The organism is Pseudomonas beijingensis (assembly GCF_030687295.1).
Classification (GTDB): domain Bacteria; phylum Pseudomonadota; class Gammaproteobacteria; order Pseudomonadales; family Pseudomonadaceae; genus Aquipseudomonas; species Aquipseudomonas beijingensis.
In genome coordinates, this window is the sequence record NZ_CP117425.1 from 2,598,936 (window position 1) to 2,622,157 (window position 23,222).

The window sequence follows — 23,222 nt, forward strand, 5'->3', positions numbered from 1 at the left end:
TTGCCTGTTGATCATTCACGGTGCTCGCTCAATGGCGAGCACAGAACGACGGCGACTTGTCGCCCGTCCGACATGGAAATACGAGCCTTCTCATGAGCCTTTCCAAGCTTTCTTTCGCCCCCGTGCAACACGCCCAGGCGTTTCTTGCGCAGAACCCCGATATCGAGCTGTTCGAGCTGTTTATCCTGGATAACAACGGCGTGCCCCGGGGCAAGTTGTTGCATCGGGACGAGCTGTTGGCGGTCTACGAAAGTGGCCGGCCGTTGCCCAGTACGATTCTCGGGCTGACCCTTAATGGCGATGATGTGGAAAACTCCGGGTTGGTGTGGGACGTCGGTGACATCGATTGCCGCGCCTATCCCATCAGCGGCAGCCTGCAGCGCATGCCGTGGCGGTTGATGCCTACGGCCGCAGTGCAGGTCAGCATGCATCCCCAGGAAGGCCTGCCGGCGACCATCGCCGATCCGCGTCATCTGCTCAGCCAGGTGATCGAGCGCTTGCAGGCCGACGGTTATTACCCGGTGATGGCGGCGGAGCTGGAGTTTTATCTGCTGGACGCCCAACGCGACAGCCAAGGTCGGCCGCAGCCGGCGCGGGACGCTGACGGTGGTCGACCGCGGGCCACCCAGGTCTATGGTTTGCGTGAGCTGGAGCAGATCGAGCCGTTCCTGGCCGACCTGTACGCCGCGTGCAAGCTGCAAGGCATTCCGGCCCGGACCGCGATTTCCGAATACGCTCCGGGGCAAGTGGAGATCACCCTCGAACACCGCAGCGATGCCTTGCAAGCCATGGATGAAGCGGTGCGCTACAAACGGCTGGTCAAGGGCGTGGCCCACAAGCACGGCATGCAGGCGTGTTTCATGGCCAAGCCGTTCGAGCACTTGGCGGGCTCGGGCATGCACCTGCATGTCAGCCTGGCGGACCGTGACGGCCACAACCTGTTTGCCAGCGAAGCCGCTGACGGCACGCCGCTGCTGCGCCATGCCGTGGGCGGGATGCTCGACACCTTGCTCGACTCGTTGTTGATGTTTTGTCCGAACGCCAATTCCTACCGACGTTTCCAAAGCAACAGCTACGCACCTCTGGCCGCCACTTGGGGCGTGGACAATCGCACCGTGAGCCTGAGGGTGCCGGGCGGCCCGGCGTTCTCACGGCACATCGAGCATCGTATCTGTGGCGCCGATGCCAACCCTTATCTGGCAGCGGCGGCGATATTGGCCGGCATTCATCGCGGTCTACGTGAACAGTGTGATCCCGGTAAACCTGTCGAAGGCAACGGCTACGCCCAGGCGACCGAATTGCTGCCCACCGACTGGCTCACCACGCTGCGCGCCCTCGAGGCTTCGACTTGGGCGCGAGAAGCGTTTGGTGATGAATTCCTCGGTGTCTATCTGGCGGTCAAGCGCGCCGAGTACCGTCAGTTCATGGGGGAAGTCGGGGAGCAGGATTGGCGTTGGTATCTGAATCAGGCTTGAGGGCAGCTTCAAGCTTCAAGCAGATCAGGCTTGCCGCTTATGGCTTGCTGCTTAAATAATTATTTAATAGCAACTTTTTCACGAAAAATTGATGGTGCGCTACCTAAAGTTTGTGTTGCCGTAGGAAATGAATTTTTCACATTTCCTGCGGCAAATTCTTTTTAAAAGAGCAACTTCAGGAAACCGTCAACCATCATGCTGACTATTAAAGCCGTGCGCCCCGAGTGGGTGACGCTGGCCGCCAGTGCCTTTTTGTTAGTGGGCTTCAATATCGTGCTCTGGCAACACTTGCTGGCGATCACCACGGCTGACGCCCGGGGCCTGCTGATGTGCGTGGCGTTTGGGCTGATGATCTTCTGCGCGTTCAACCTGGTGTTGACGCTCGTGGCCTTCCGTCCGCTGCTCAAGCCCGTGCTGATGTTGCTGTTCCTGATCAGTGCTGGCGTGGCGTATTTCATGGCCCAATATGGCGTACTGATCGATGCCGGCATGTTGCGCAACTTCGCTGAAACCAATGCCACGGAAGTCCGTGATCTGTTGTCACTGAAGTTGTTTGTCTATATCGGCTTATTGGGTGTCTTGCCGTGCTGGTTGTTGTTAAAGACTCCGATCAACTACCGTAGTTGGCCCAAGGAATTATTAAGTAAGTTGCTGGTCGGCGTGGCCTCGGCCGCGGTGATCGGCCTGGTCGCCCTGGCCAACTACCAAGGCCTGTCTTCATTGTTTCGTAACCACCACGAATTGCGCTTGATGGTCGTGCCGAGCAACTACATCGGTGCTTCGCTCGGGTACTTGCGTGAGCAGGTCGCATCGGCCAAGCAGCCGTTCATCACCTTGGGCGAAGACGCGAGCCGCAACCCGGCCTGGCAAACCCACGGCCGCAAATCCCTGACCGTCCTGGTGGTGGGCGAAAGTGCCCGGGCCGAGAACTTCGGCATCCTCGGTTATAACCGCGACACCACGCCGACACTGGACAAAGAGGCCGGCCTGATCGCCTTCACCGACGTGCATTCCTGCGGCACCGAAACCGCCGTGTCGGTGCCTTGCATGTTTTCCAACATGGGGCGCAAGAACTACGACGCCAGCGTCGCCAAGAATGAAGAGGGCTTGCTGGATGTACTCAAGCGCGCTGGGCTGGAGGTGATCTGGCGGGACAACCAGTCCGGCTGCAAGGGCACCTGCGACCGGGTCACGCTGCAGGATGTCAGCAATCTCAAGGACCCGGCCCTGTGCGCCAACAGTGAGTGCCGCGACGAGATCCTGCTCCAGGGCCTGCAGCATTTCATCGACACGCTTGATAAGGACACGGTGCTGGTGCTGCACCAGATGGGCAGTCACGGGCCGGAGTACTTCAAGCGCTACCCCAAGGAGTACGAGCATTTCACCCCGGTGTGCGAAAGCAACGCGCTGAACAATTGCAGCCGCGAGAGCATCGTCAATGGCTACGACAACACGCTGGTGTACACCGATCACGTGCTGTCGACCTTGATCGATCTGCTGCGGGCCAACCAGGACAAGGTCGACACGGCCATGCTGTACCTGTCGGACCATGGCGAGTCCCTGGGTGAATACAACCTGTTTCTCCATGGCACGCCCTACATGCTCGCCCCGGAGCAACAGAAACACGTGGCGATGCTGGCCTGGTTTTCCGACAGCTATCAGAAATCCTTTTCGGTCGACACCCATTGCTTGCAACTGAGCCGGGAAAAACCCTTGAGCCAGGACAACCTGTTCCACTCGATGCTCGGGCTGCTGGAAGTCAACAGCCAGGTCTACAACCGCGACCTGGACCTGTTCGCCAACTGTCGCGGTGCGGTGATTGACGGTGTCCTGGCGCGGGAGTGAGCGCCTGGACCTTTTTTTCACGCAAGGTTGGTTAACCTGTCATCCAATCTATTCCAAGAGTCGTTTGTATGTCCGGGTTACCCCCATCCACCGTCGAACTTGAGTTCGCCCGGCAGCATGACCAGGAACATGCGCAGGTCTGCCATCGGCTGGCACCGCGCCGCTTGCGCCTGGCGTTCTGGCGCGACGAGCACATGGTGCGCAACGCTCTGAAGATGGCGGGTGAGCCGGGGCTGGTGCTGGATGTGGCCTGTGGGGCGGGGCGGTTCTGGCCGGTATTGGCCGAGCATGCCAACCGGGTGATCCTGGCGACGGACCCGTCGCCGGACATGCTCGAACACGCGCTCACCCACCATGGCGGCGCGTTGCTCCAGCGGGTCAAGACCTTTCCGAGTTCGGCGTTCACCATCGGGCTGCCGGCCAACGCGGTGGATTGTATTTTCTGTTTGCAACTGTTTCGCCACGTCAGTGCCAGCGAGCATCGCCTGGCGCTATTGCGCGAGTTTCATCGGGTCAGTCGCGACACGGTGATCGTTTCGGTGCAAATCGAAGGACGCCTCAAGATCGGCCAGGCGCCGCAACGGAGCCTGGCCGACAAGGCCGGTGTAGAAGCCGAGTTCTGCCAGGCCGGTTTCAGCGTGCTGTGGTATCAGGATTTCCTGCCCGGTTTTGCGCTGACGCGTGTTTATGTGTTGCGTAAGACCGGTTAAGTCTTGATGTAGGACTATTCTTGCTTTTTCGCAGGCGATTTCTCTTAAGGGGCTGCTCTATGGATGCTCGCAATCGCCAGCGGCGATATATACTGCGCGCCATTCTTCAAGGGAGAGCCGTGTGGCCATCGATATTCACTGGATTCGCGACAACGATAGCCTCGGTCAGTTTTGCGCCGAGTGGCAACAGCTGCCATTCGTCGCCCTCGACACCGAATTCATGCGGGTCGACACTTTTTATCCCATTGCCGGTTTATTGCAGATCGGCGACGGCAAGCGTGCCTACCTGATCGACCCCTTGACCATCGACAATTGGCAACCCTTGGCCGCCCTGCTGGAAAACCCGGCAGTGCTCAAGGTGTTGCACGCCTGCAGCGAAGACCTTGAAGTGCTGCTGCGCCTGACCGGTAGCCTGCCCGCGCCGCTGTTCGATACCCAATTGGCCGCTGCCTACCTGAACCTGGGTTTCTCCATGGGCTATTCGCGGCTGGTGCAGGAAGTGCTGGGCATCGAGCTGCCCAAGGGCGAGACCCGTTCCGATTGGTTGCAACGACCTCTGTCCGAGACGCAGATCAGCTACGCGGCAGAAGATGCCGTGCATCTGGCGGAAGTTTTCGTAGAACTGCGCCCGAAGCTTTCCGACGAAAAATACCGCTGGGTCCTGGAGGATGGCGCCGAACTGGTGGCCAACCTGCGTCGCGAAGTCGACCCGTACGAGGTTTACCGCGAGGCCAAGCTGGCCTGGAAACTGTCCCGCGCCCAATTGGCCGTGCTGCGCGAGTTGTGCGCCTGGCGCGAACGCGAGGCGCGGGCCCGTGACCTGCCGCGCAACCGCATCATCCGCGAGCACTCGCTGTGGCCCCTGGCCCGCACCCAGCCGGATAATCTCGGCGCACTGGCGAAGATTGAAGACATGCACCCGCGTACCGTGCGCCAGGACGGCCAGTTTCTGCTGGACCTGATCCAGCGCGCCGCCAGCATTGCGCCCGAGCAATGGCCGCCGGCCGTGGCCGAGCCATTGCCCATCGAGGCTGCGGCCCTGGTCAAGCGCCTGCGGGCGCTGGGGCAGGCTGAAGCCGAGCGCCTGGAGATCGCCCCGGAGCTGATGCTGCGCAAGAAAACCCTCGAAGCGCTGATCAAGAGCGGCTTCCCCGAGGGGCCTTACCAATTGCCCGATTCGTTGCGTGGCTGGCGCCGCGAATTGATGGGCCAGGCGCTGCTCGACAGCCTGGCCACTGCCGGAGAACAGCCTTGAAACGTATCTGCTCCATCTACCGCAGCTCGAAGAAAAACGAGATGTACCTTTATGTGCTCAAGAGCGATGCCTTGAAGCGTGTGCCCGAGCCCTTGATGACCGCCTTTGGCAAGGCGATCCATGCCTTCGACCTGGTGCTGAGCCCCGAGCGGGAGCTGTCCCGGGAAGACATCAACAAAGTGCTGGAAAACCTCGACACCCAGGGTTATCACTTGCAGATGCCGCCGGCCGAAGACGAGTACATCGAGCATTTGCCCGAAGAGTTGCTGCGCCGCAACGACCCGGTCTGACGGTAATGGGGGCACCTGTCCTGGGTGCCTTTTGTAACACTGGAATGATTTATTGACGACGATCGCAGGGATGGAGCGACACTCTGCCGGCGGTCGTCTGCACTGTTTTTGAAAGGTTTGATTCATGCGCGTTCTGATTGCCGAACACGATCACGCGGTGTACGCCCAGCTTCTGCGTCAGGCTGCACCCGATATTGAAGTCCTGACCAGCGGCGATTCCGCCGAACTGTCGCGGCTGGCCACCGATTGTCCGGTCTGGCTCGGCCAGCCTGATCTGCTGGCCACCCTGTTGCGTCAAGGCCACCAGCCCCGTTGGCTGCAATCGACCTGGGCGGGCATCACGCCGCTGCTGGCCGATGGCTTGAGCCGCGATTACCGCCTGACCCGTGCGGTGGGCATTTTTGGCCAGGTGATGGCTGAGTACGTGCTCACCTACATGCTCGGCCATGAGCGCGAGGTGCTGGCACGGTTGGTCAGCCAGGTCGAGCGCAAGTGGGACAACCGCCAGGGCCAAGGCCTGGCTGGGCGCAAGGTGTTGATCGTCGGGACGGGGGACATCGGTCAGCGTGTGGCGCAGTTCCTGATGCCGTTCGGTGTGCAGCTGTATGGCATCGCCAGCGAAGCCAGGGCGTTGGCACCGTTTATCGAAGTCGGGGCGTTGAAGGACTTGCCCCGTCTGGTGGGCGAAATGGATTACGTGATCAATTTGCTGCCCAATACGCCGGATACCCATGACATCTACGACGCGGCGCTGTTCAAGCAATTCAAGCCGAGCGGGTTGTTCATCAACGTCGGCCGCGGCGTGGCGGTGGTGGATGCGGACCTGGTGCAAGCCCTGAAGGACGGGCACCTGGCCGGTGCGGTGATCGACGTCTGCCGCCAGGAGCCATTGCCACAGCGCCATCCGTTCTGGACCGCCTGGGGCTTGCTGCTGACCGGCCACAGCTCGGCACCGACCTCGCCACCGATGATGGTGCAATTGTTCCTGGAAAACCTGCGGGCCTACCAGGCGGGCGAAGCACTGCGCGGGGAAGTGGATTTCAGCCGGGGTTACTGACCCCCGGATTCAGCATGATCCAGTGTGGGAGCGAGCTTGCTCGCGATAGCGGTGGGTCAGTCGACATCAAAGTGGCTGATCTGACGCCATCGCGAGCAAGCTCGCTCCCACAGGGGAGTCTTCAGCGGTCACAAAATGGGGTTACAGGCTGAAGTCGCCTTCCGCCACCAGTTCGCTCAATGGCCGGCGCGGGCTTGGGACTTCGCGGGCCTGGAGGTACTCGGCCAGGGTCGATTTGTCTCCCAGCTTGCCAATCGCCACGGCGGCGTGCAGGGCGTAGCCTTCCGGGATCTTCAGTTCCTTGCGGGTCAGTTCCTGGTCGAAACCGGCCATGCCATGGGTATGCCAGCCGCTGAGGCTGGCTTGCAGTGCCAGGTGGCCCCAGGCCGCGCCGGTGTCGAAGGTGTGGGACTGCGCCGGGGTTTCCTCGGTGGCACCGGGCACCGCGAAGGTGGTTTTCGAGACGATGATCACCAACGCCGAAGCGTGTTGGGCCCAGCCGCGGTTGAACTCGTTGAGCAAACCCAGGAAGCGCTCCCAATTCGGCGTGTCGCGCCGTGCGTACAGGAAGCGCCATGGTTGTGAGTTGTAGGCCGAAGGGGCCCAGCGCGCGGCTTCGAAGAAGCTCAGCAAGGTTTCTTCGGCAATGCTTTCGCCGGTAAACGCACGGGGCGACCAGCGTTCGATGAACTGAGGGTGAATCGCGTAATCGGCAATGCGGGAATTGGCGCTCATGGGCTTACCTGGCTCGAGTTTGGAAAGACAATGCAGAAACCTACGTCCCGCCGCCCGGCCTGACAAGCCCCTGCCTACCGACAGTCGCCAATGCTTGGCCTGACGAGGTCCCGGCACTAGACTGTCGGCCTTTTCACCACCTGATGTTGATGCTCGAGCCATGGCCGCCAAAGTCGAACCGTTCTGGATACGCAAAACCCTCGATCAGCTCGATCCGCATGAGTGGGAATCGCTGTGCGACGGCGGTGGCCTGTGCTGCCTGCAAAAGCTCGAAGACGAAGACGACAACAGCGTCTACTACACACGTATCGCCTGCAAACTGCTGGACCTGAAAACCTGCCAGTGCACCGACTACCCCAACCGCCGTGATTTCGTGCCCGATTGCATCCAGCTCACGCCGGGCAAGGCCGATGAATTCAAATGGCTGCCGCCGACCTGCGGTTATCGGCTGGTCAGCGAGGGCAAGGACTTGCCGTTGTGGCACCACTTGGTCTGCGGCGATCGCGATGCCGTGCACCACGAACGCATTTCCCAGTCCGGGCGCATGCTGGCCGAAGGCAGCGTGCCGGAAGACGATTGGGAAGATCATCTGATTTTCCGCGCTGGCTGAACCACCGGCGGCGCACCACCAGGGAGAACCCATGGCTGCAGGATTGAAACGGATGCTGGCGGCCGGGCTGCTGGCGGTGTGCGGGCCGTTGTGGGCGGCGCAGAAAGTCGACCTGGATTATCACGTACATTTATTGCCACAGAGCGATCAGGCCGAGGTGCGCCTGACCCTGGCCCGGGGTTCTGCGGTGCGCAGCCTGGATTTCGACCTCGGCGACGGCAGCCGCTACAGCGATTTCAAAGCCGACGGTCAGTGGCAGCTCACCCCCGGCAAGGAGGCGCGTGGCGTCTGGCGTCCGGCCGCCGACAAGGCCAGCCTGAGCTACCGTGTGCGCATCAGCCATGTCCGCAAGAACGCCACCTTCGAAACCCGCATGACCCCGACGTGGGCGTTGCTGCGTGGCGACGATCTGGTGCCGTCGGCCAAGCTCGACCAGCAGGATGGCGTCGAACTGGTGGCCCGTCTTGAGGTGGAATTGCCCGACGGCTGGAAAAGCATCGAGACTCCCTGGCCGCGCATCGGCAAGCAACGTTTTCGCATCGACAATCCCTCGCGGTTGTTCGACCGTCCCACTGGCTGGATGCTCGCCGGCAAACTCGGCAGCCGCCGCACACGCCTGGGCGAAACCGAGGTGACGGTGGCCTCGCCCCAGGGCCAGGGCATGCGCCGGATGGATGTGCTGACGCTGCTGACGTTCGTCTGGCCGCAGGTGCAAGCGCTGGTACCGCGCTATCCGGGCAAGCTGCTGATTGTCGGCGCTGGCGATCCGCTGTGGCGTGGCGCTCAGGCCGGCCACGACTCGATTTACCTGCACAGCCGACCGCCGCTGGTCAGCGAGCGGGGCAGCAGCCCGTTGTTGCGGGAGTTGGTGCAGGCGCTGGCCCGGGTCAATGATCAGGACCGTAGCGACTGGATCAGTGAGGGGCTGACCGAGTACTACGCCATCGAACTGCTCCGCCGCGCCGGCGGCCTGAGTGATGAGCGCTACCAGACCTTGAACGAACGACTCGCCCGCGAGAGCAAGGGTGTCACCACCTTGCGCGGCGAGCAGATCAGCCCGGCGGCGGTGGCCAAGGCGGTGTTGCTGTTGCAGGAACTGGACCGCGAGATTCGCCTGAAGACCCGCAACAAGCGTTCGCTGGATGATGTGTTGCAGGGGGCGATGCGCTTGGAAACTGTCGATACCCAGGAGTTTGTGCAGCTCAGTGAGAGCGTTCTGGGTGGGGCCTCTACTGTGCTGGATAGCCGGTTACTTCAGTGAACCCGCCATCGCGAGCAAGCTCGCTCCCACATTGATCGATGTCGTACACAAATAGTGTGTGCACCAAAGACCCAGTGTGGGAGCGAGCTTGCTCGCGATGAGGCCATCAGCCCCACCGCAAAAAATCAGAGCCCAACTTTGGGCGAATCCAACGAATCATTCCCCGTCACCGTAGCCGTGCTCGTCGCCGCCTCGGCATTGGCCTTCAGGCGACTCAGCTCCTCACCGGCCTGCTCGATCCGGGTGCGGGCGCTGTGCAGATTCTGGCGATTCTTTTCCAGCAGGCTCTTGGCCGAGCAATGTCCGGTGATCCCCCGCGCCAGGGCCAGGCCGCCGATCGCCAGTTGAGCCAGGCCGATCACCCCGCCACGACGCAAGCCCTTGCCCATCATCATCAGCACACCGCCGGCCAGTGAGCCAACGCGTTCCCAGCCGTGCACGTTTTGTGGCGGATGGGATTGGAAAGGGGTGCTCTCAATCGGCTCGAACGGATTGTTATCGCTCATGATCTGTCTCCAGTGTGGGGATTGGTATAAAACTGACTGCCTGAGCGATTGCCTCGTTCAATCGAATATTGCACCGATCAGCGGAATTGCGGCCCTGAGCGGGTGTTGTTGCCTTTGGCCATGCGGTCATACAGCACGACGTTGACCGTGGCGGCCAGGTTCATGCAGCCGGTGGTGGGGATGTACACCACGTCCTCGCACCAGTCGCGGATGTCCTTGTCCAGCGAACCGTCCTCCGGGCCGAAGATGTACAGCGCCCGGTCCGGGTGGGTGTATTCGGGCAGCGGACGTGCGCCTTCCACCAGCTCCACGGCCACTGGCACACAGCCCAGGGGGCAGGATTTTCTTCAGGTCGTCGATGCCGATCAGAGGGATGTCGTAATGGACTTTCTTGGTGTCGGTGACGAAGTCGGCGGCGCGCTCATAGCGCTTGCCGGTGTAGAACACCGACGCCACGCCGTAGCAACCGGCGGCACGCATGACCGAACCGACATTTTCCGGTGACTTGGGGTTGAACAGACCGATGCAGCTATAGCGTTTGTTGGCCACGGGCGGGGTGCCTTTGGGGAAAAGGCGCGATTATACGGGGAATGGGGGAGGGTGGTCAGGTTCGAGATGTGTGGTGTTTGTTTGATCGCCATCGCGAGCAAGCTCGCTCCCACATTGGATTTTCGGCATACACGAAACCCTGTGGGAGCAAAGCTTGCTCGCGAAATAGGCGCCTCGGTTTCTGAAAGACCGCATCGGCTTCATCGCGGGCAAGCCTTGCTCCCACAAAGCAGGGCTCGTCACTATGGCTGGATTACTCGTCTTTCTTCATCAACCCAGCCAAAGCGGCAAAGGGGTTGTGGGTCGCCTTGGCGATTTTCGGGGTGCTCAGGGAGCCGTCGCCAAAGTATTGCTGGTCGGTGTAGCGCGAGTGTTCGTTGTCGTGGCAGTACAGGCACAACAGTTCCCAGTTGGAACCGTCCTGGGGGTTGTTGTCGTGGTTGTGGTCGCGGTGGTGAACGGTCAGTTCGCTCAAGCGCTTGCCGGAAAACTCACGGGCGCAGCGGCCACAGACATGGGGGTACATTTTCAGGGCTTTGTCGCGGTAGCCCATCTCCCGATCGCGCTGGGCATCGGCGAGGATACGGTCCAGCTTGGCGGTGTTGGACGGTGGCGTTGACGAACTCATGGGTTCACCTTTGTAAAAAAGACAGATGACGGTTGGGCACAGTTTAGCTCAGCCCTTGAGTTTCTCGGCAATCCAGATGGTGTGGCGGGTGCCTTTGTTGCCATGGGCGAACACTTGCACCTCTTCGGCCTTGAAGCCGGCTTTCTTCAGTTTGTCGGAAAACTGCCGGTCGGCGCTGGCCGACCATACCGCCAGCACGCCCTTGGGCCGCAGGGCCTTGGCGCAGGCGGCCAGGCCTCCGGCCGAGTACAGCCAACTGTTGGCTTTCTGGGTCAGGCCTTCCGGGCCGTTGTCGACATCGAGCATGATCGCGTCGAACCCCTGGGGTTCGGCTTGCAGCACCTTGGCCACGTCTTCCAGGCGGATCACCGTGCGCGGGTCCGCCAGCGGCCGCCCGGCTTTTTCACCCAAGGGGCCACGGTTCCACTCCACCACGCCGGGCACCAGCTCAGCCACCACCACTTCGGCGGTCTTGCCCAGGTGCTTGAGGGCCGAAGCGAGGGTGAAGCCCATGCCGAGGCCGCCGATCAGCACGCGTGAGCCAGGACGACCGGCGACCTTGCGGCAAGGAATCTCCGCCAGGGCGTCTTCGGACCCGTGCATGCGGGTGTTCATCAACTGCCCGCCGTCACCGCCCTGGATCTTGATGACGAAGTCTTCGCCGTACTCGAACAGGCACAGGGCACCGCCGTTATCAGGGATGGGCGTGGTGTCGAGCAGAACGAAACGTTTCATGGAAATCTCATAGGAGGGCAAACCGCGCGGTAACGACTAGCCTTAAAGCAGACAATAGCCACGGAGCCATTGATGAAGTGCATCATTCTAACGGCCATTGCCCTGGCGGCGCTCTCAATAAGTTGCGCCCAGGCTCAACAACCGACGATTCCGGTCAACCCGCCCAGCATCCCAGGGTCGCCGGGCACTGATACCCCGATGCCGTATCCGCCGGTCACACCCAACGGTGTGCCCAAGGCTGGCCCGGGAAGCGGTGGACCGCCCTTGCTGCCGCCCATTGAAATGCCCAAGCCGCCCAAGGACCAGCCGATACCGGGCATGGAGCCGAAGCCGGTGAAGGCCAAGTCGCCGGGGGGGTAAATCCTCGACACGACGCAATAACCTGTGGGAGCGAGCTTGCTCGCGATGGCTGTGTGTCAGTCAATATTGATACCGACTGACCCTCCGCCATCGCGAGCAAGCTCGCTCCCACAGGGGCTCCTGTGGGTTTAATGGTTGCTGTCAGACCTGCTGCGACAACAACTGCCCATCCGCCATGCGCAGGCGCTTGGACAGGGAGACGGCGAGGGCGCGGATGATCTTGGCGGCGATCTTGGGGGCGTCGTTGAGCATTTTTTCCAGGGAGTCCTTGCCCAGGTTCAGCAACTGGCAATCACTGGCGGCGATGCAACTGGCCGAGCGCCGTTCGCCGTCGAGCACGGCCATTTCGCCGAAGGCCCGACCGCTGCGCAGGGTAGCGATGGTCACGGGTTGGCCGTCGGGGCCGGTTTTCTGCACGGCCACCTGGCCGGTGTGGATGATGCACATGAAGCTGCCGGCATCGCCCTCGCGGAAAATCGCTTCGCCCTCGGCGATGGCGCTGATGCTGAAATAGCCCGACGCCGCGGCGAAGTCGACGGGCAGCAACTGGTCGAACAGACCGCAGTCCATCAGCCAGTCGCGGATTTCTTTGTTCAGTAAGGTCGGTTCTGACATGTCGTCACGGTCTTTTTCTTGTGTTTGTTACGGGTTCAGGTTGGCCCGGGTGTAAGCAGATCTTTGGGACAGACTCTTGTGGGAGCAAGGCTTGCCCGCGATGGCATCAGCTTGATCTGACAGACAGAACTGAGTCGCCTGTATCGCGGGCAAGCCTTGCTCCCACAAAGGCTCGCTCCCACATTGGATTTTAGTTGTCTCAGAGCCTTGCGCATGGAGCTAAGACCCAGCGATCCGATGGAGTTCCTCAGACCACCCCCAAAACCTTCAAGACAAATGCATATTCGAGCGCTACGTCACGCAATCCCTGGTAACGCCCGCTCATTCCGCCGTGGCCGGCGCCCAGTTCGGTCTTGAGCAGCAGGGGGTTGTCGTCGGTCTTGGTGGCGCGCAATTTCGCCACCCACTTGGCCGCCTCCCAGTACTGCACGCGGCTGTCGTTGTACCCGGCGATCACCAACAGCGCCGGGTACGCCTGGGCGCGGACGTTTTCGTACGGGGCGTAGGCCCGGATCCGATCATAAACGTCCGGCTCCTCTGGATTGCCCCATTCGTCGTATTCGGTGACGGTCAGCGGCAGGTCGGGGTCGAGCATGGTGTTGAGCACATCGACGAACGGCACTTCGGCAATCGCCACCTTGAACAGCTCCGGACGTTGATTGAGCACCGCGCCGATCAGCAGGCCGCCGGCGCTGCCGCCACTGATCGCCAGTTGGTCAGCGGTGGTGAAACCGTTGGCGATCAAATGTTCGGCGCAGGCGATGAAGTCGCTGAAGGTGTTGTGCTTGTGCTCCTGTTTGCCGGCGCGATACCAGGCTTCCCCCAACTCACCGCCGCCGCGCACGTGGGCAATGGCAAACGCCACACCACGGTCGAGCAGGCTCAGCCGCGCATGGGAAAACCACGGGTCGAGGCTTTCGCCATAGGCGCCATATCCGTACAAGTACAGCGGCACCGGCTGGCCAAGGGCTTCGCGCTTGACCACCAGGCTGATGGGCACCTGGGTGCCGTCCGCTGCCGTCGCCCAGAGCCGCTGGCTGACGTAGGGCATCGGCGTCGAACGGCCCCAGCACCGGGGTTTGCTTGAGCACGACCTGCGCGCCGCTAGCCAGGTCCAACTGACGGATCTGCGCCGGGCGGTTCAGGGCTTCGTAGCGCAGGCGGATGCGCTCGCTGGAAAATTCCAGGCTGTTCTGCACATGCAGGCTGTAGGCCGCGTCCGGCAACTGCACCCGATACGCCGGCAAGCCCTGGGGATGCACCTCGATGATCGGCAGGCCGCCCTCGCGCAGGCTCAGGGTCATGGCCCCGGCGTTCAGGCTCAGGCCGTCGATCATCACCGTGTCGCTGTGGGGGATCAGGTTTTGCCAGTCGGCCTCGGTCGGCGCCACGCCGGTGTCGGCAGCCTGGTACAGGGCGAAGTTGATCCCGTCGCGGTTGCTGCGGATCAACCAGGTCCATTGGCCATCGAGCCGGCCGTGGTCGACGTCGTATTCGTGGTTTTCCAGGCGTGGCGCCAGGCAAGTGAAGGGCTGTTGCGGTTGCGCGGCGTCCAGCACCCAGACTTCGCTGGTGGTCTTGCTGCCCAGGGACAGGATCAACTGCTTTTCCGAGCTCGAACGATAGCAATGCAGGAAGAAGCGCCCGTCCGGCTCATGGAACACTTGCTCGGCGGCCGTACCGTCCAGGCGATAGCGCCAGAGTTTGTGAGGACGGTGGGTCTCGTCCAGCTCACCAAAAAACAGCGTCAGGCTGTCGTTGGCCCAAGTCATGCTGCCGTCGCAATCGTCGAAGGACAGTTCACTGACCTTGTCGTTGGACAATTCCTTCACGAACAGGGTGTAGATCTCATCGCCCGTGGTGTCCAGGCTGTAGGCCAGGCGCTGGTGGTCGGGGCTGATGCTGAAGGCGCCCAGGGCAAAGAAACCGCCGCCGGCCAACGCGTTCGGGTCCAGCAGCAGTTGTTCGCGGCTCTCGTCCACGGTCAGGCTGTCGTCGGCCGGGCGCGGGCAACGGTAATGGCGCGGGTATTCGTCACCGGCGGTGGTGCGGGTGTAATACAGGTACGGGCCCCAGGGCGAGGGCAGGGACAGGTCGGTCTCGAGGATACGCCCCTTGATTTCCTGGAACAGGGTTTCGCGCAGTTCCGCCTGATCGGCGAGTTGCGCGTCCTGATAGCTGTTTTCCGCCTTGAGGTAGTCGAGCACGGCGTCGGTGTCGCGCTCCTGCAGCCAGGCGTACGGGTCAACGCCGGCGTCCTTGCGGGCAATCGGGGCGTTGGAAACGTGGGCAGATAGGGACATGAAAGGCTCTCGAACGTTGTACAAAAAGGGACACGCGGCCTGGACAGAAGCCACCACACAGGCCATTCGCCAGACGCCGGGGCAGCCTGACGCGTGAAAAGCCGTTACTATAAGCGTCTCTTTGCCTGCCTTGCCATGGACACCATGACCGAGAATGACTATCTGATCGCCTGGGGCCTCTACGCCTTCGCCGCCCTGGGCTGCCTACTGGTGTGGATGCGCATGACCCGCTGGATGTGGCGCTGGTTGCGCGAGCCGCTGCGCTTGTTGATGGCGGTGTTGCTGTTCAGCCCCACCGTCGTCGACCCGGTGAAGGACAAAGTTGCCCCAGCCTTGGCCATTGTCGCCCTGGACATCTTGTTCAAGGTTGGCAACAACGTCTGGCGGGCGGCGTCCGATCTGCTCATGTATGGCATGATCGCCTTCGGCTTCTACCTGGTGATCGTGCTGATCCGCTTCCCCATCGAGCGGGCCGCCAATGCGCGCAAGGAACGGGCTGCCGCCGCCAAAGCCGCCGCCGTGGCCGATGAGCCCGAGGACGAGCCACCGTTCGGCGTGGCCGGTGATGACCGTTACGGTCGCCCGCCCGTGCCGAGCAACCCCCAGCGTTCGCGTATCGAACCGCGCCTGTAAGCAGGCCTGCCCCTTGAAGCGAGAGTTCGAGCATGTGTGAGTTACTGGGCATGAGCGCCAATGTGCCGACCGACATCGTGTTCAGCTTCACCGGGCTGATGCAGCGCGGCGGCAAGACCGGGCCGCACCGGGACGGTTGGGGCATCGCCTTCTATGAAGGCCGTGGCCTGCGCCTGTTCCAGGACCCGGCCGCCAGCAGTGAATCGGAAGTGGCGAACCTGGTACAGCGTTATCCGATCAAGAGCGAAGTGGTGATCGGGCATATTCGCCAGGCCAACGTCGGCAAGGTCTGCCTGTCCAACACCCACCCGTTCGTGCGTGAGTTGTGGGGCCGCAATTGGTGTTTTGCCCACAACGGCCAGCTCGCCGATTTCCAACCGGGCGTGAGCTTCTACCGTCCGGTGGGCGACACCGACAGCGAAGCGGCTTTCTGCGATCTGCTCAACCGCGTGCGCCAGGCCTTCCCGGAACCGGTAGAGGTGGAACAGCTGTTACCGTCGTTGATCGAGGCTTGCACCGAATACCGCAGCAAAGGCGTGTTCAACTGCCTGCTTAGCGATGGCGACTGGCTGTTCTGCTATTGCTCGACCAAACTGGCCCAGATCACCCGTCGCGCGCCGTTCGGCCCGGCGCGTCTCAAGGACGTGGATGTGATTGTCGATTTCCAGGCCGAAACCACGCCCAATGACGTGGTCACGGTGATCGCCACCGAACCCTTGACCGAAAACGAAACCTGGACCCGCTACGAACCGGGCCAATGGAGCCTGTGGCGACGCGGCGAATGCGTCAGCCACGGCCGGACCGAATAAGGACGTCACGTTATGTTGCTCAGTTATCTACGGCTGGTGTTGTTCGCGGTGGGCCTGTTGGTTGGGGTCCAGGTGCCGGGCTTCATCAATGATTACGCCAAGCGGGTCGAGGCTCACCTGATCGAGGCGCAGACCGGCCTGCAAGGTTTCCAGGGCACCGCCAACCAGTTCTTCAAAGGTGACATGCAGGCCCTGGTGGCCCATTACCGTGCCAGCGAGGACCCGATCTTTCGCAGCGATGCCGACAGCCTGAACACCTTGCTCGTGCGCCAGCAGGCCCTGGACAAGCAATTCCAGGCGATGCAGGGCCCATGGTACATCCGCCTGCTGCAAGTGGCGCTGGCCGCCGATCCGGACATCCGCAAGGAAACCTGGAACGGCTACAGTTACCAGATCCTGCTGACCCCCGAGGCCATGGTCTGGGGCATCAGCGGCGCGATGTTGCTGTCGTTTGGCCTGGAATGCCTGTTCCGCCTGATCGACTGGGTGGTGCTGGGCGGCAAGCGCCTGCGCCAGAGCCGACCGATTGAAGAGCGCAACCTTCGGGGGCTGTAGCGCGGCAGCGGACCTCTGTGGCGAGGGGATTTATCCCCGCTACGTGGGAGCAAAGCTTGCTCGCGAAACAGACGCCTCGGTTTCTGAATGATCGCGTCAGCGTCATCGCGGGCAAGCCTTGCTCCCACAACAGTGTTCGTTCAGCTCCGGCTGATGACACCCCCTGCACCCAATCAACTTTTTCTTATGACCCAGCCAAGGTTTTATTCGTTGGACGGGATCGGCCGCGCGCTCAAGAATCGGGGCAACGGTCTCCACGTCAGCGTCGTCGAGACTCAAAAATAATAAAACCGTGGAGAACCACCATGAGTGCACCCGACACACTCGGCGTCCCCCAACCCCAGGCTCGTTCTGGCCCGTTCGATTGGTATCGCAACATCAACCAGCAGGAACGTCGCACCTTCTGGAGCTGCAAGATCGGCTACGCCCTGGACGGCATGGATACCCAGATGCTCAGCTTCGTGGTGCCGACCCTGATCGCCATGTGGGGCATCACCACCGGCCAGGCAGGCCTGATCCACACCAGCACCTTGATCGCCTCGGCCATTGGCGGCTGGGTCGCGGGCATTCTCTCGGACCGCATCGGTCGGGTGCGCACCCTGCAACTGACGGTGCTGTGGTTCGCCTTCTTCACCTTCCTGTGCGGCTTTGCCCAGAACTACGAACAACTGTTGATCGCCCGTACATTGATGGGCTTCGGCTTCGGCGGTGAGTGGACCGCCGGTGCGGTGTTGATGGGCGAGGTGATCCGCGCCAAGGACCGCGGCAAGGCGGTGGGCATGGTGCAGTCGGGCTGGGCGCTGGGTTGGGGCATGACGGCGATCCTGTATGCGCTGCTGTTCTCGGTGCTGCCGCCGGAAGACGCCTGGCGCGCCCTGTTCATCCTCGGCATCGTGCCGGCGGTGTTCGTGATTTTCGTCCGCCGGCTGGTCAAGGATCCGGAAGTCTATAACCAGACCAAGGCTCGCCTGACGCCGGAAAATCCAGCGAAGTTCTACGAGATTTTTGCCCCCGGCATCCTCTTCACCACCCTGCGCGCCTCGCTGCTGACCACCGGTGCCCTGGGCGGTTACTACGCCATCACGTCCTGGCTGCCGACGTTCCTGAAAAATGAACGTGGCTTGAGTGTCTTGAGCACCGGTGGCTACCTGGCGATGGTGATTGTCGGTTCCTACGTGGGCTATGTCATCAGTGCGTACCTGTCGGACATCCTGGGGCGCAAGAAGAACTTCGTCCTGTACGCCGTCGGCTCGTTCACCATCGTGCTGCTGTACACCCAGGTGCCGGTGAGCAATAACGTGATGCTCTGGCTGGGCTTTCCCCTGGGGTTCTTCGCTTCCGGGATGTTCAGCGGCATGGGCTCGTTCCTCACCGAATTGTTCCCGACCCGCATCCGGGGCTCGGGCCAGGGTTTCTGCTACAACATCGGCCGGGCGGTGGCGGCATTGTTCCCGCTGTTGATCGGTATCCTCAGCCAGAAGGTGCCATTGAGCGTCGGCATCGGAGCGTTCGCGGCGGTCTCCTACGGCGTGGTGATCCTCGCGGCCCTGAGCCTGCCGGAAACCCAAGGCAAGCAGTTGGAAGCCGAGTTACTGATAACCTGTGGGGCACGTGCCTCACCGTTAAACAAAGAAAGAACCTACAGGAGCGTTCACCGTGAACCGCCTGCTATTGAACTGCGACATCGGCGAAAGCTTCGGCAGCTGGACCATGGGTCTGGACGCCGAGGTGATGCCCTTCATCGATTGCGCCAACATCGCCTGCGGCTTTCATGCCGGCGACCCGAGCATCATGCGCAAGACCGTCAGCCTGGCCCTGAGCCACGGCGTGCGAATCGGCGCGCACCCGGCCTATCAGGACCTGGCGGGCTTCGGCCGCCGCTCCATGGCCTATGGCGCCCAGGAGTTGCAGGACTTGCTGCACTACCAGATCGGCGCCCTCGACGGCATCTGCCGGGCCCAGGGCGGGCGGGTCAGCTACGTCAAACCCCACGGGGCGATGTACAACGATATGATGGCCAACCCGGCGCAACTGCGCGCGGTGATCCAAGCTGTCGCGGCCTATGATCGACAATTGCCGCTGATGCTCATGGCCACCCGGGACAACAGCGCCGCCCAGGCCCTGGGCGACGAGTACGGCCTGACCCTGTGGTTCGAAGCCTTTGCCGATCGCGCCTACGACAGTGCCGGCCGCCTGGTTTCGCGGCAAGCGCCGGGCGCGGTGCACCACGATCCCGAGGTCATTATCGGGCAGGCCCTGACCATCGCCCGTGGCGATGCGTTGACCGCCAGTGACGGCAGCGCCTTGCACCTGAAGGCTAATACCTTGTGCGTGCACGGTGACAACGCCAGCTCCGTGGCGGCCGTGCAACGCATCCGCGAAGCCCTGGACCGGCAGAGTGCGCCATGAAACCACGCTTGGAAGTGGTGGCGGTGGACTGCCTGATGGTGCGCCTGTTCGATGAGATCGCCGAGGCCAACATGCCCTGGATGCTTGCCGCCAGCGAGCGCCTGCGAGCGGTGTTTGCCGAGCATCTGATCGATCTGGTGCCGTCCTACACCACCTTGATGGTGCACTACGATTTGCTCGCCCTGAACCCGGTGCAGGCTCGGGAGTTGATCGACGAAGCGCTGCATAACCTTTCACCAGATGCCCAGTCCGCCGGCCAATGCCACGTGCTGCCGGTGTGGTACGACCTTAGCGTCGGGCCGGAATTGGAGTTGTTGGCGAGCCGCAGCGGCTTGACGGTTGCCCAGGTGATCCGCCGCCACAGCGAACGCGAGTACCAGGTGTTTGCCCTGGGTTTCGCACCCGGCTTCGCCTTCATGGGGTTGGTGGACGAAGAATTGGCCGCACCGCGCCTCGATACGCCACGCAAGCGCGTGGCCGCGGGCAGTGTCGGCATCGCTGAACGCCAGACCGCAGCGTATCCGGTGGTGTCGCCCGGTGGCTGGAACCTGATCGGTCGCACCCCGACCAAACTGTTTGATCGTGAGCGCGACGGCTATAGCCTGATGCAGCCGGGGGACACGGTGCGTTTTGCCCCCGTGGATCATGCCGAATTCATCGCGCTGGGTGGCGACGACACACCGTTGGAGGCCCAGGCATGAGCCGGTTGTTGATCGAGGCCAGCACACCGCTGTGCCTGTTGCAGGACGCTGGCCGTTTCGGCGTGAGGCACCTGGGCGTGACCCAGGGCGGCGCGGCGGATTGGCTGTCGATGGCCTGGGCCAATTGGATGCTCGGTAATGACCTGGACGCGGCGGTGGTGGAGATTACCCTCGGTGGCTTTACCGTGGTGGCCGAAGAGGATTGCGTGCTGGCGTTGGCCGGGGCGGACCTGGGTGCGCGAATAGACGGCCAGGGCGTGGCGTCGTGGCGCTTCTTCAGCCTGCGCAAGGGCCAGGTGCTGGCGCTCACCCAGCCCGTGCTCGGTGCCCGGGCCTACCTGGCGGCCCCTGGCGGTTTCAATGCACCGGCGGTGTTGGGCAGCCGGGCGACGGTGGTGCGCGAGGAACTCGGTGGCCTGGATGGACGGGGGCGGGCGCTGAGTCGCGGCGCGCACTTGAGCTATTCAGGCACGCCGACGCCTCGGCCGATGCCGTACACGCGGATTCCGGATTTCCAGCAAGCGCAGCCGCTGGACCTGATCCTGGGGGCGCAGAATGGCGCGTTCAGTGGACGGAGTCTGTTCGATGCGTTCAACACCCCATGGACACTGGACAGTCGCGCCGATCGCATGGGCATGCGGTTGCTGGGCACGGCGCTGGAATACCAGGGGCCGGCGATGATTTCCGAGGGTATTCCCCTCGGTGCCGTGCAGGTGCCGCCGGACGGCCAGCCGATCGTGCTGCTCAATGACCGGCAAACCATCGGTGGTTATCCACGCCTGGGGGCCTTGACCCCCTTGGCCCTGGCCCGGCTGGCGCAATGCCTGCCGGGGGCGCAGGTGCGGTTGCGGCCGGTGGTGCAGGCGGTTGCGCATCGGCAGCAGGTGGAGTGTTTGCGCAATTTTCTCGACCGCTAAAAGCATCGCGAGCAAGCTCGCTCCCACAGGGGGTCTTGTATACGACGAAGATCCAGTGTGGGAGCGAGCTTGCTCGCGATGAGGCCCTAAAGGGCACAGAAGATCTTACTTGGAAAGAAACCGCATCCCTTCCTCCAGCCCCCGCAAAGTCAGCGGATACATCCGGTCCTCGACCAACTCGCGCACGATGTTGGTCGAGGCGGTATAACCCCAGGTGTCCTTGGGGTACGGATTGATCCAGATGAGCTTCTTGTACTTCTCCATGAAGCGCTGCATCCACACATAACCGGCTTCTTCGTTCCAGTGTTCGACGCTGCCGCCGGCCTGGGTGATTTCATAGGGCGCCATGGCCGCGTCGCCGATGAAAATCACTTTGTAGTCGGCGCCGTACTTGTGCAGCAAATCCTGGGTCGAGGTGCGTTCCGAGGTACGGCGCAGGTTGTTCTTCCACACCGACTCGTAGACGAAGTTGTGGAAGTAGAAGTACTCCAGGTGCTTGAACTCGGTCTTGCAGGCCGAAAACAGCTCTTCGCAGATTTTCACGTGGGCGTCCATCGAGCCACCGATGTCGAACAGCAGCAACAGCTTGACGGTATTGCGTCGCTCCGGGCGCATCTGGATGTTCAAGAGGCCGGCGTCCCGGGCGGTGTGGTCGATGGTGCCGTCGATGTCCAGCTCTTCGGCCGCACCCTGGCGGGCGAATTTGCGCAGGCGGCGCAGGGCGATCTTGATGTTGCGGGTACCCAGTTCCACTTGGTCGTCGAGGTTCTTGTACTCGCGTTGGTCCCAGACCTTCACGGCCTTGCCCTGGCGCTTGCCGGCGTCGCCGACGCGAATGCCTTCGGGGTTGAAGCCGCCGGAGCCGAACGGGCTGGTGCCGCCGGTGCCGATCCATTTGTTGCCGCCGGCATGACGTTCCTTCTGTTCTTCCAGGCGTTTCTTGAACTCCTCGATCAGCTTATCCAGACCACCGAGGGACTGGATCTGTGCCCGTTCCTCGTCGGTCAGCGAGCGCTCGAATTCCTTGCGCAGCCAGTCCTCGGGGATCAGCGCCTGGAGGTGGTCGTCGAGTTTTTCCAAACCGTTGAAGTACGCGGCGAACGCCCGGTCGAACTTGTCGAAATGCCGTTCGTCCTTCACCAGGATCGCCCGGGACAGGTAATAGAACTCGTCCATATCGGCGAAGATCACCCGCTGTTTCAGCGCGTTGATCAGGTCCAGCAGTTCACGCACCGACACGGGCACCTTGGCGGCGCGCATTTCGTTGAACAGGTTAAGCAGCATGGCAATCGCCCTCGCTCTTGTTAGACGAAGAGGATCAGCGGGTGCCGCGACGGCTCATGAACGCCAGGCGCTCAAGCAGTTGCACGTCCTGCTCGTTCTTGACCAAGGCGCCGGCCAGCGGCGGAATGGCCTTGGTTGGATCACGCTCGCGCAGCACCGCTTCGCCGATGTTGTCGGCCATCAGCAGCTTGAGCCAGTCCACCAGTTCGGAGGTGGAAGGCTTTTTCTTCAGGCCCGGTACCTTGCGCACGTCGAAGAACACGTCCAGCGCTTCGCTGACCAAGTCTTTCTTGATGTCCGGGTAATGCACATCGACGATTTTCTGCAAGGTAACGCGGTCGGGGAAGGCGATGTAGTGGAAGAAGCAGCGGCGCAGGAAGGCGTCCGGCAGTTCCTTTTCGTTGTTGGAGGTAATGATGATGATCGGGCGCTGCTTGGCCTTGATGGTTTCGTCGGTCTCGTAGACATAGAACTCCATCTTGTCGAGTTCCTGCAGCAGGTCGTTGGGAAACTCGATGTCGGCCTTGTCGATTTCGTCGATCAGCAGGATCACCCGCTCCTCGGACTCGAACGCTTCCCAGAGCTTGCCCTTCTTCAAGTAGTTGCGCACATCGTGGACCTTGTCCACGCCCAGTTGCGAGTCCCGCAGGCGGCTGACCGCGTCGTACTCGTACAGGCCCTGGTGGGCCTTGGTGGTGGAATTGATGTGCCAGGTGATCAGGCGCGCGCCGAAGGACTCGGCCAGTTGCTCGGCCAGCATGGTCTTGCCCGTGCCCGGCTCGCCCTTGACCAGCAACGGCCGCTCCAGGGTGATGGCGGCGTTCACGGCCAGCTTCAAGTCATCGGTGGCCACGTAGGCGCTGGTGCCTTCGAACTTCATTCTGCAATTCCTCGAACGGTATCGCCGGCCTGAGGAGGCGGGGCGCGGGAAATAAATAACGTGCCCGACTATAACGCGACGCCCCGCCGACTGTGAACGC

Annotated in this window: 22 protein-coding genes and 3 pseudogenes; 16 read left to right on the forward strand and 9 right to left on the reverse strand. The window is 62.1% G+C overall.

Going from position 1 to position 23,222, the window contains the following annotated elements; all coding sequences use genetic code 11:
- Positions 1-92: 92 nt before the first annotated feature.
- The 6 genes from PSH84_RS11845 to PSH84_RS11870 all read left to right on the forward strand — a co-directional run bounded on the left by PSH84_RS11845 (position 93) and on the right by PSH84_RS11870 (position 6,632).
- Positions 93-1,475 (forward strand): glutamine synthetase family protein, encoded by a 1,383-nt coding sequence (locus tag PSH84_RS11845; RefSeq protein WP_305482969.1) that lies wholly within the window; start codon positions 93-95, stop codon positions 1,473-1,475.
- Positions 1,476-1,670: 195 nt separating this feature from the next.
- Complete coding sequence (locus PSH84_RS11850; RefSeq protein WP_305482972.1) at positions 1,671-3,320, forward strand: phosphoethanolamine transferase; 1,650 nt, start codon at positions 1,671-1,673, stop codon at positions 3,318-3,320.
- Between the two features lie 68 nt (positions 3,321-3,388).
- Complete coding sequence (locus PSH84_RS11855; RefSeq protein ID WP_305482973.1) at positions 3,389-4,030, forward strand: class I SAM-dependent methyltransferase; 642 nt, start codon at positions 3,389-3,391, stop codon at positions 4,028-4,030.
- Positions 4,031-4,151: 121 nt separating this feature from the next.
- Entirely contained in the window at positions 4,152-5,285 is a 1,134-nt protein-coding gene (gene rnd, locus PSH84_RS11860; RefSeq protein WP_122566101.1) for a ribonuclease D, read from the forward strand.
- Positions 5,282-5,575: a YcgL domain-containing protein gene (locus PSH84_RS11865; protein ID WP_122566102.1), complete on the forward strand. Its 294-nt coding sequence runs from the start codon at positions 5,282-5,284 to the stop codon at positions 5,573-5,575. Before rnd ends, PSH84_RS11865 begins: the two co-directional genes overlap by 4 nt.
- A 124-nt stretch (positions 5,576-5,699) precedes the next feature.
- The gene (locus PSH84_RS11870) at positions 5,700-6,632 is read left to right on the forward strand and encodes a D-2-hydroxyacid dehydrogenase (RefSeq protein ID WP_305470152.1); all 933 of its coding nucleotides are present in this window, start codon (positions 5,700-5,702) and stop codon (positions 6,630-6,632) included.
- A gap of 141 nt (positions 6,633-6,773) precedes the next feature.
- Here the strand turns inward: PSH84_RS11870 and PSH84_RS11875 are convergent, their stop codons facing one another.
- Positions 6,774-7,367: a nitroreductase family protein gene (locus PSH84_RS11875; RefSeq protein WP_305482976.1), complete on the reverse strand. Its 594-nt coding sequence runs from the start codon at positions 7,365-7,367 to the stop codon at positions 6,774-6,776.
- A gap of 160 nt (positions 7,368-7,527) precedes the next feature.
- Between PSH84_RS11875 and PSH84_RS11880 the strand changes: the two genes are divergently transcribed.
- The gene (locus PSH84_RS11880) at positions 7,528-7,977 is read left to right on the forward strand and encodes a YcgN family cysteine cluster protein (protein WP_305482978.1); all 450 of its coding nucleotides are present in this window, start codon (positions 7,528-7,530) and stop codon (positions 7,975-7,977) included.
- Between the two features lie 31 nt (positions 7,978-8,008).
- On the forward strand, positions 8,009-9,238 hold the full coding sequence (locus tag PSH84_RS11885) for a hypothetical protein (RefSeq protein WP_305482980.1): 1,230 nt from the start codon (positions 8,009-8,011) through the stop codon (positions 9,236-9,238).
- 125 nt (positions 9,239-9,363) lie between these two features.
- Here the strand turns inward: PSH84_RS11885 and PSH84_RS11890 are convergent, their stop codons facing one another.
- The 4 genes and pseudogenes from PSH84_RS11890 to PSH84_RS11905 form a co-directional block, all read right to left on the reverse strand.
- Entirely contained in the window at positions 9,364-9,744 is a 381-nt protein-coding gene (locus PSH84_RS11890) for a YgaP family membrane protein (RefSeq protein WP_305482982.1), read from the reverse strand.
- A 77-nt stretch (positions 9,745-9,821) separates the two neighbouring features.
- A pseudogene (locus tag PSH84_RS11895) lies at positions 9,822-10,293 on the reverse strand (RNA methyltransferase).
- A gap of 253 nt (positions 10,294-10,546) precedes the next feature.
- Positions 10,547-10,921, reverse strand: a complete 375-nt coding sequence (locus PSH84_RS11900; protein ID WP_003184246.1) for a YajD family HNH nuclease — start codon at positions 10,919-10,921, stop codon at positions 10,547-10,549.
- A 48-nt stretch (positions 10,922-10,969) separates the two neighbouring features.
- Positions 10,970-11,656 (reverse strand): spermidine synthase, encoded by a 687-nt coding sequence (locus tag PSH84_RS11905; RefSeq protein WP_072409852.1) that lies wholly within the window; start codon positions 11,654-11,656, stop codon positions 10,970-10,972.
- 72 nt (positions 11,657-11,728) lie between these two features.
- On the opposite strand from PSH84_RS11905, the gene PSH84_RS11910 reads away from it, so the two are divergent.
- A complete protein-coding gene (locus tag PSH84_RS11910) occupies positions 11,729-12,016 on the forward strand; it encodes a hypothetical protein (RefSeq protein ID WP_305482984.1) in 288 nt (95 codons plus the stop codon).
- A 141-nt stretch (positions 12,017-12,157) separates the two neighbouring features.
- Here the strand turns inward: PSH84_RS11910 and PSH84_RS11915 are convergent, their stop codons facing one another.
- Positions 12,158-12,631, reverse strand: a complete 474-nt coding sequence (locus tag PSH84_RS11915) for a cyclic nucleotide-binding domain-containing protein (protein WP_014337065.1) — start codon at positions 12,629-12,631, stop codon at positions 12,158-12,160.
- Between the two features lie 247 nt (positions 12,632-12,878).
- Positions 12,879-14,934: pseudogene (locus PSH84_RS11920) on the reverse strand (S9 family peptidase).
- A 135-nt stretch (positions 14,935-15,069) separates the two neighbouring features.
- Between PSH84_RS11920 and PSH84_RS11925 the strand changes: the two are divergent.
- From PSH84_RS11925 to PSH84_RS11955, 7 genes and pseudogenes are all read left to right on the forward strand, one after another.
- On the forward strand, positions 15,070-15,567 hold the full coding sequence (locus PSH84_RS11925) for an MFS transporter (RefSeq protein WP_122566110.1): 498 nt from the start codon (positions 15,070-15,072) through the stop codon (positions 15,565-15,567).
- Between the two features lie 32 nt (positions 15,568-15,599).
- On the forward strand, positions 15,600-16,376 hold the full coding sequence (locus tag PSH84_RS11930) for a class II glutamine amidotransferase (RefSeq protein WP_053120116.1): 777 nt from the start codon (positions 15,600-15,602) through the stop codon (positions 16,374-16,376).
- 12 nt (positions 16,377-16,388) lie between these two features.
- Positions 16,389-16,931, forward strand: coding sequence for a DUF2937 family protein (locus PSH84_RS11935; RefSeq protein ID WP_305470159.1), 543 nt, complete (start codon positions 16,389-16,391; stop codon positions 16,929-16,931).
- Positions 16,932-17,236: 305 nt separating this feature from the next.
- Positions 17,237-18,514 (forward strand): annotated as a pseudogene (locus PSH84_RS11940) (MFS transporter); the annotation flags it as partial.
- A 73-nt stretch (positions 18,515-18,587) separates the two neighbouring features.
- Positions 18,588-19,340, forward strand: a complete 753-nt coding sequence (locus PSH84_RS11945; protein ID WP_305470162.1) for a 5-oxoprolinase subunit PxpA — start codon at positions 18,588-18,590, stop codon at positions 19,338-19,340.
- Positions 19,337-20,041 (forward strand): 5-oxoprolinase subunit PxpB, encoded by a 705-nt coding sequence (gene pxpB / locus PSH84_RS11950; RefSeq protein WP_305470164.1) that lies wholly within the window; start codon positions 19,337-19,339, stop codon positions 20,039-20,041. The genes PSH84_RS11945 and pxpB overlap by 4 nt, the downstream gene beginning before the upstream one ends.
- A complete protein-coding gene (locus tag PSH84_RS11955; RefSeq protein ID WP_122566114.1) occupies positions 20,038-20,958 on the forward strand; it encodes a 5-oxoprolinase subunit C family protein in 921 nt (306 codons plus the stop codon). Before pxpB ends, PSH84_RS11955 begins: the two co-directional genes overlap by 4 nt.
- Positions 20,959-21,063: 105 nt before the next feature.
- Here the strand turns inward: PSH84_RS11955 and PSH84_RS11960 are convergent, their stop codons facing one another.
- Both PSH84_RS11960 and PSH84_RS11965 read right to left on the reverse strand, forming a co-directional pair.
- A complete protein-coding gene (locus PSH84_RS11960) occupies positions 21,064-22,242 on the reverse strand; it encodes a vWA domain-containing protein (protein ID WP_003198888.1) in 1,179 nt (392 codons plus the stop codon).
- Positions 22,243-22,276: 34 nt separating this feature from the next.
- Entirely contained in the window at positions 22,277-23,122 is an 846-nt protein-coding gene (locus tag PSH84_RS11965; protein WP_305482986.1) for an AAA family ATPase, read from the reverse strand.
- Between the last annotated feature and the right edge of the window lie 100 nt (positions 23,123-23,222).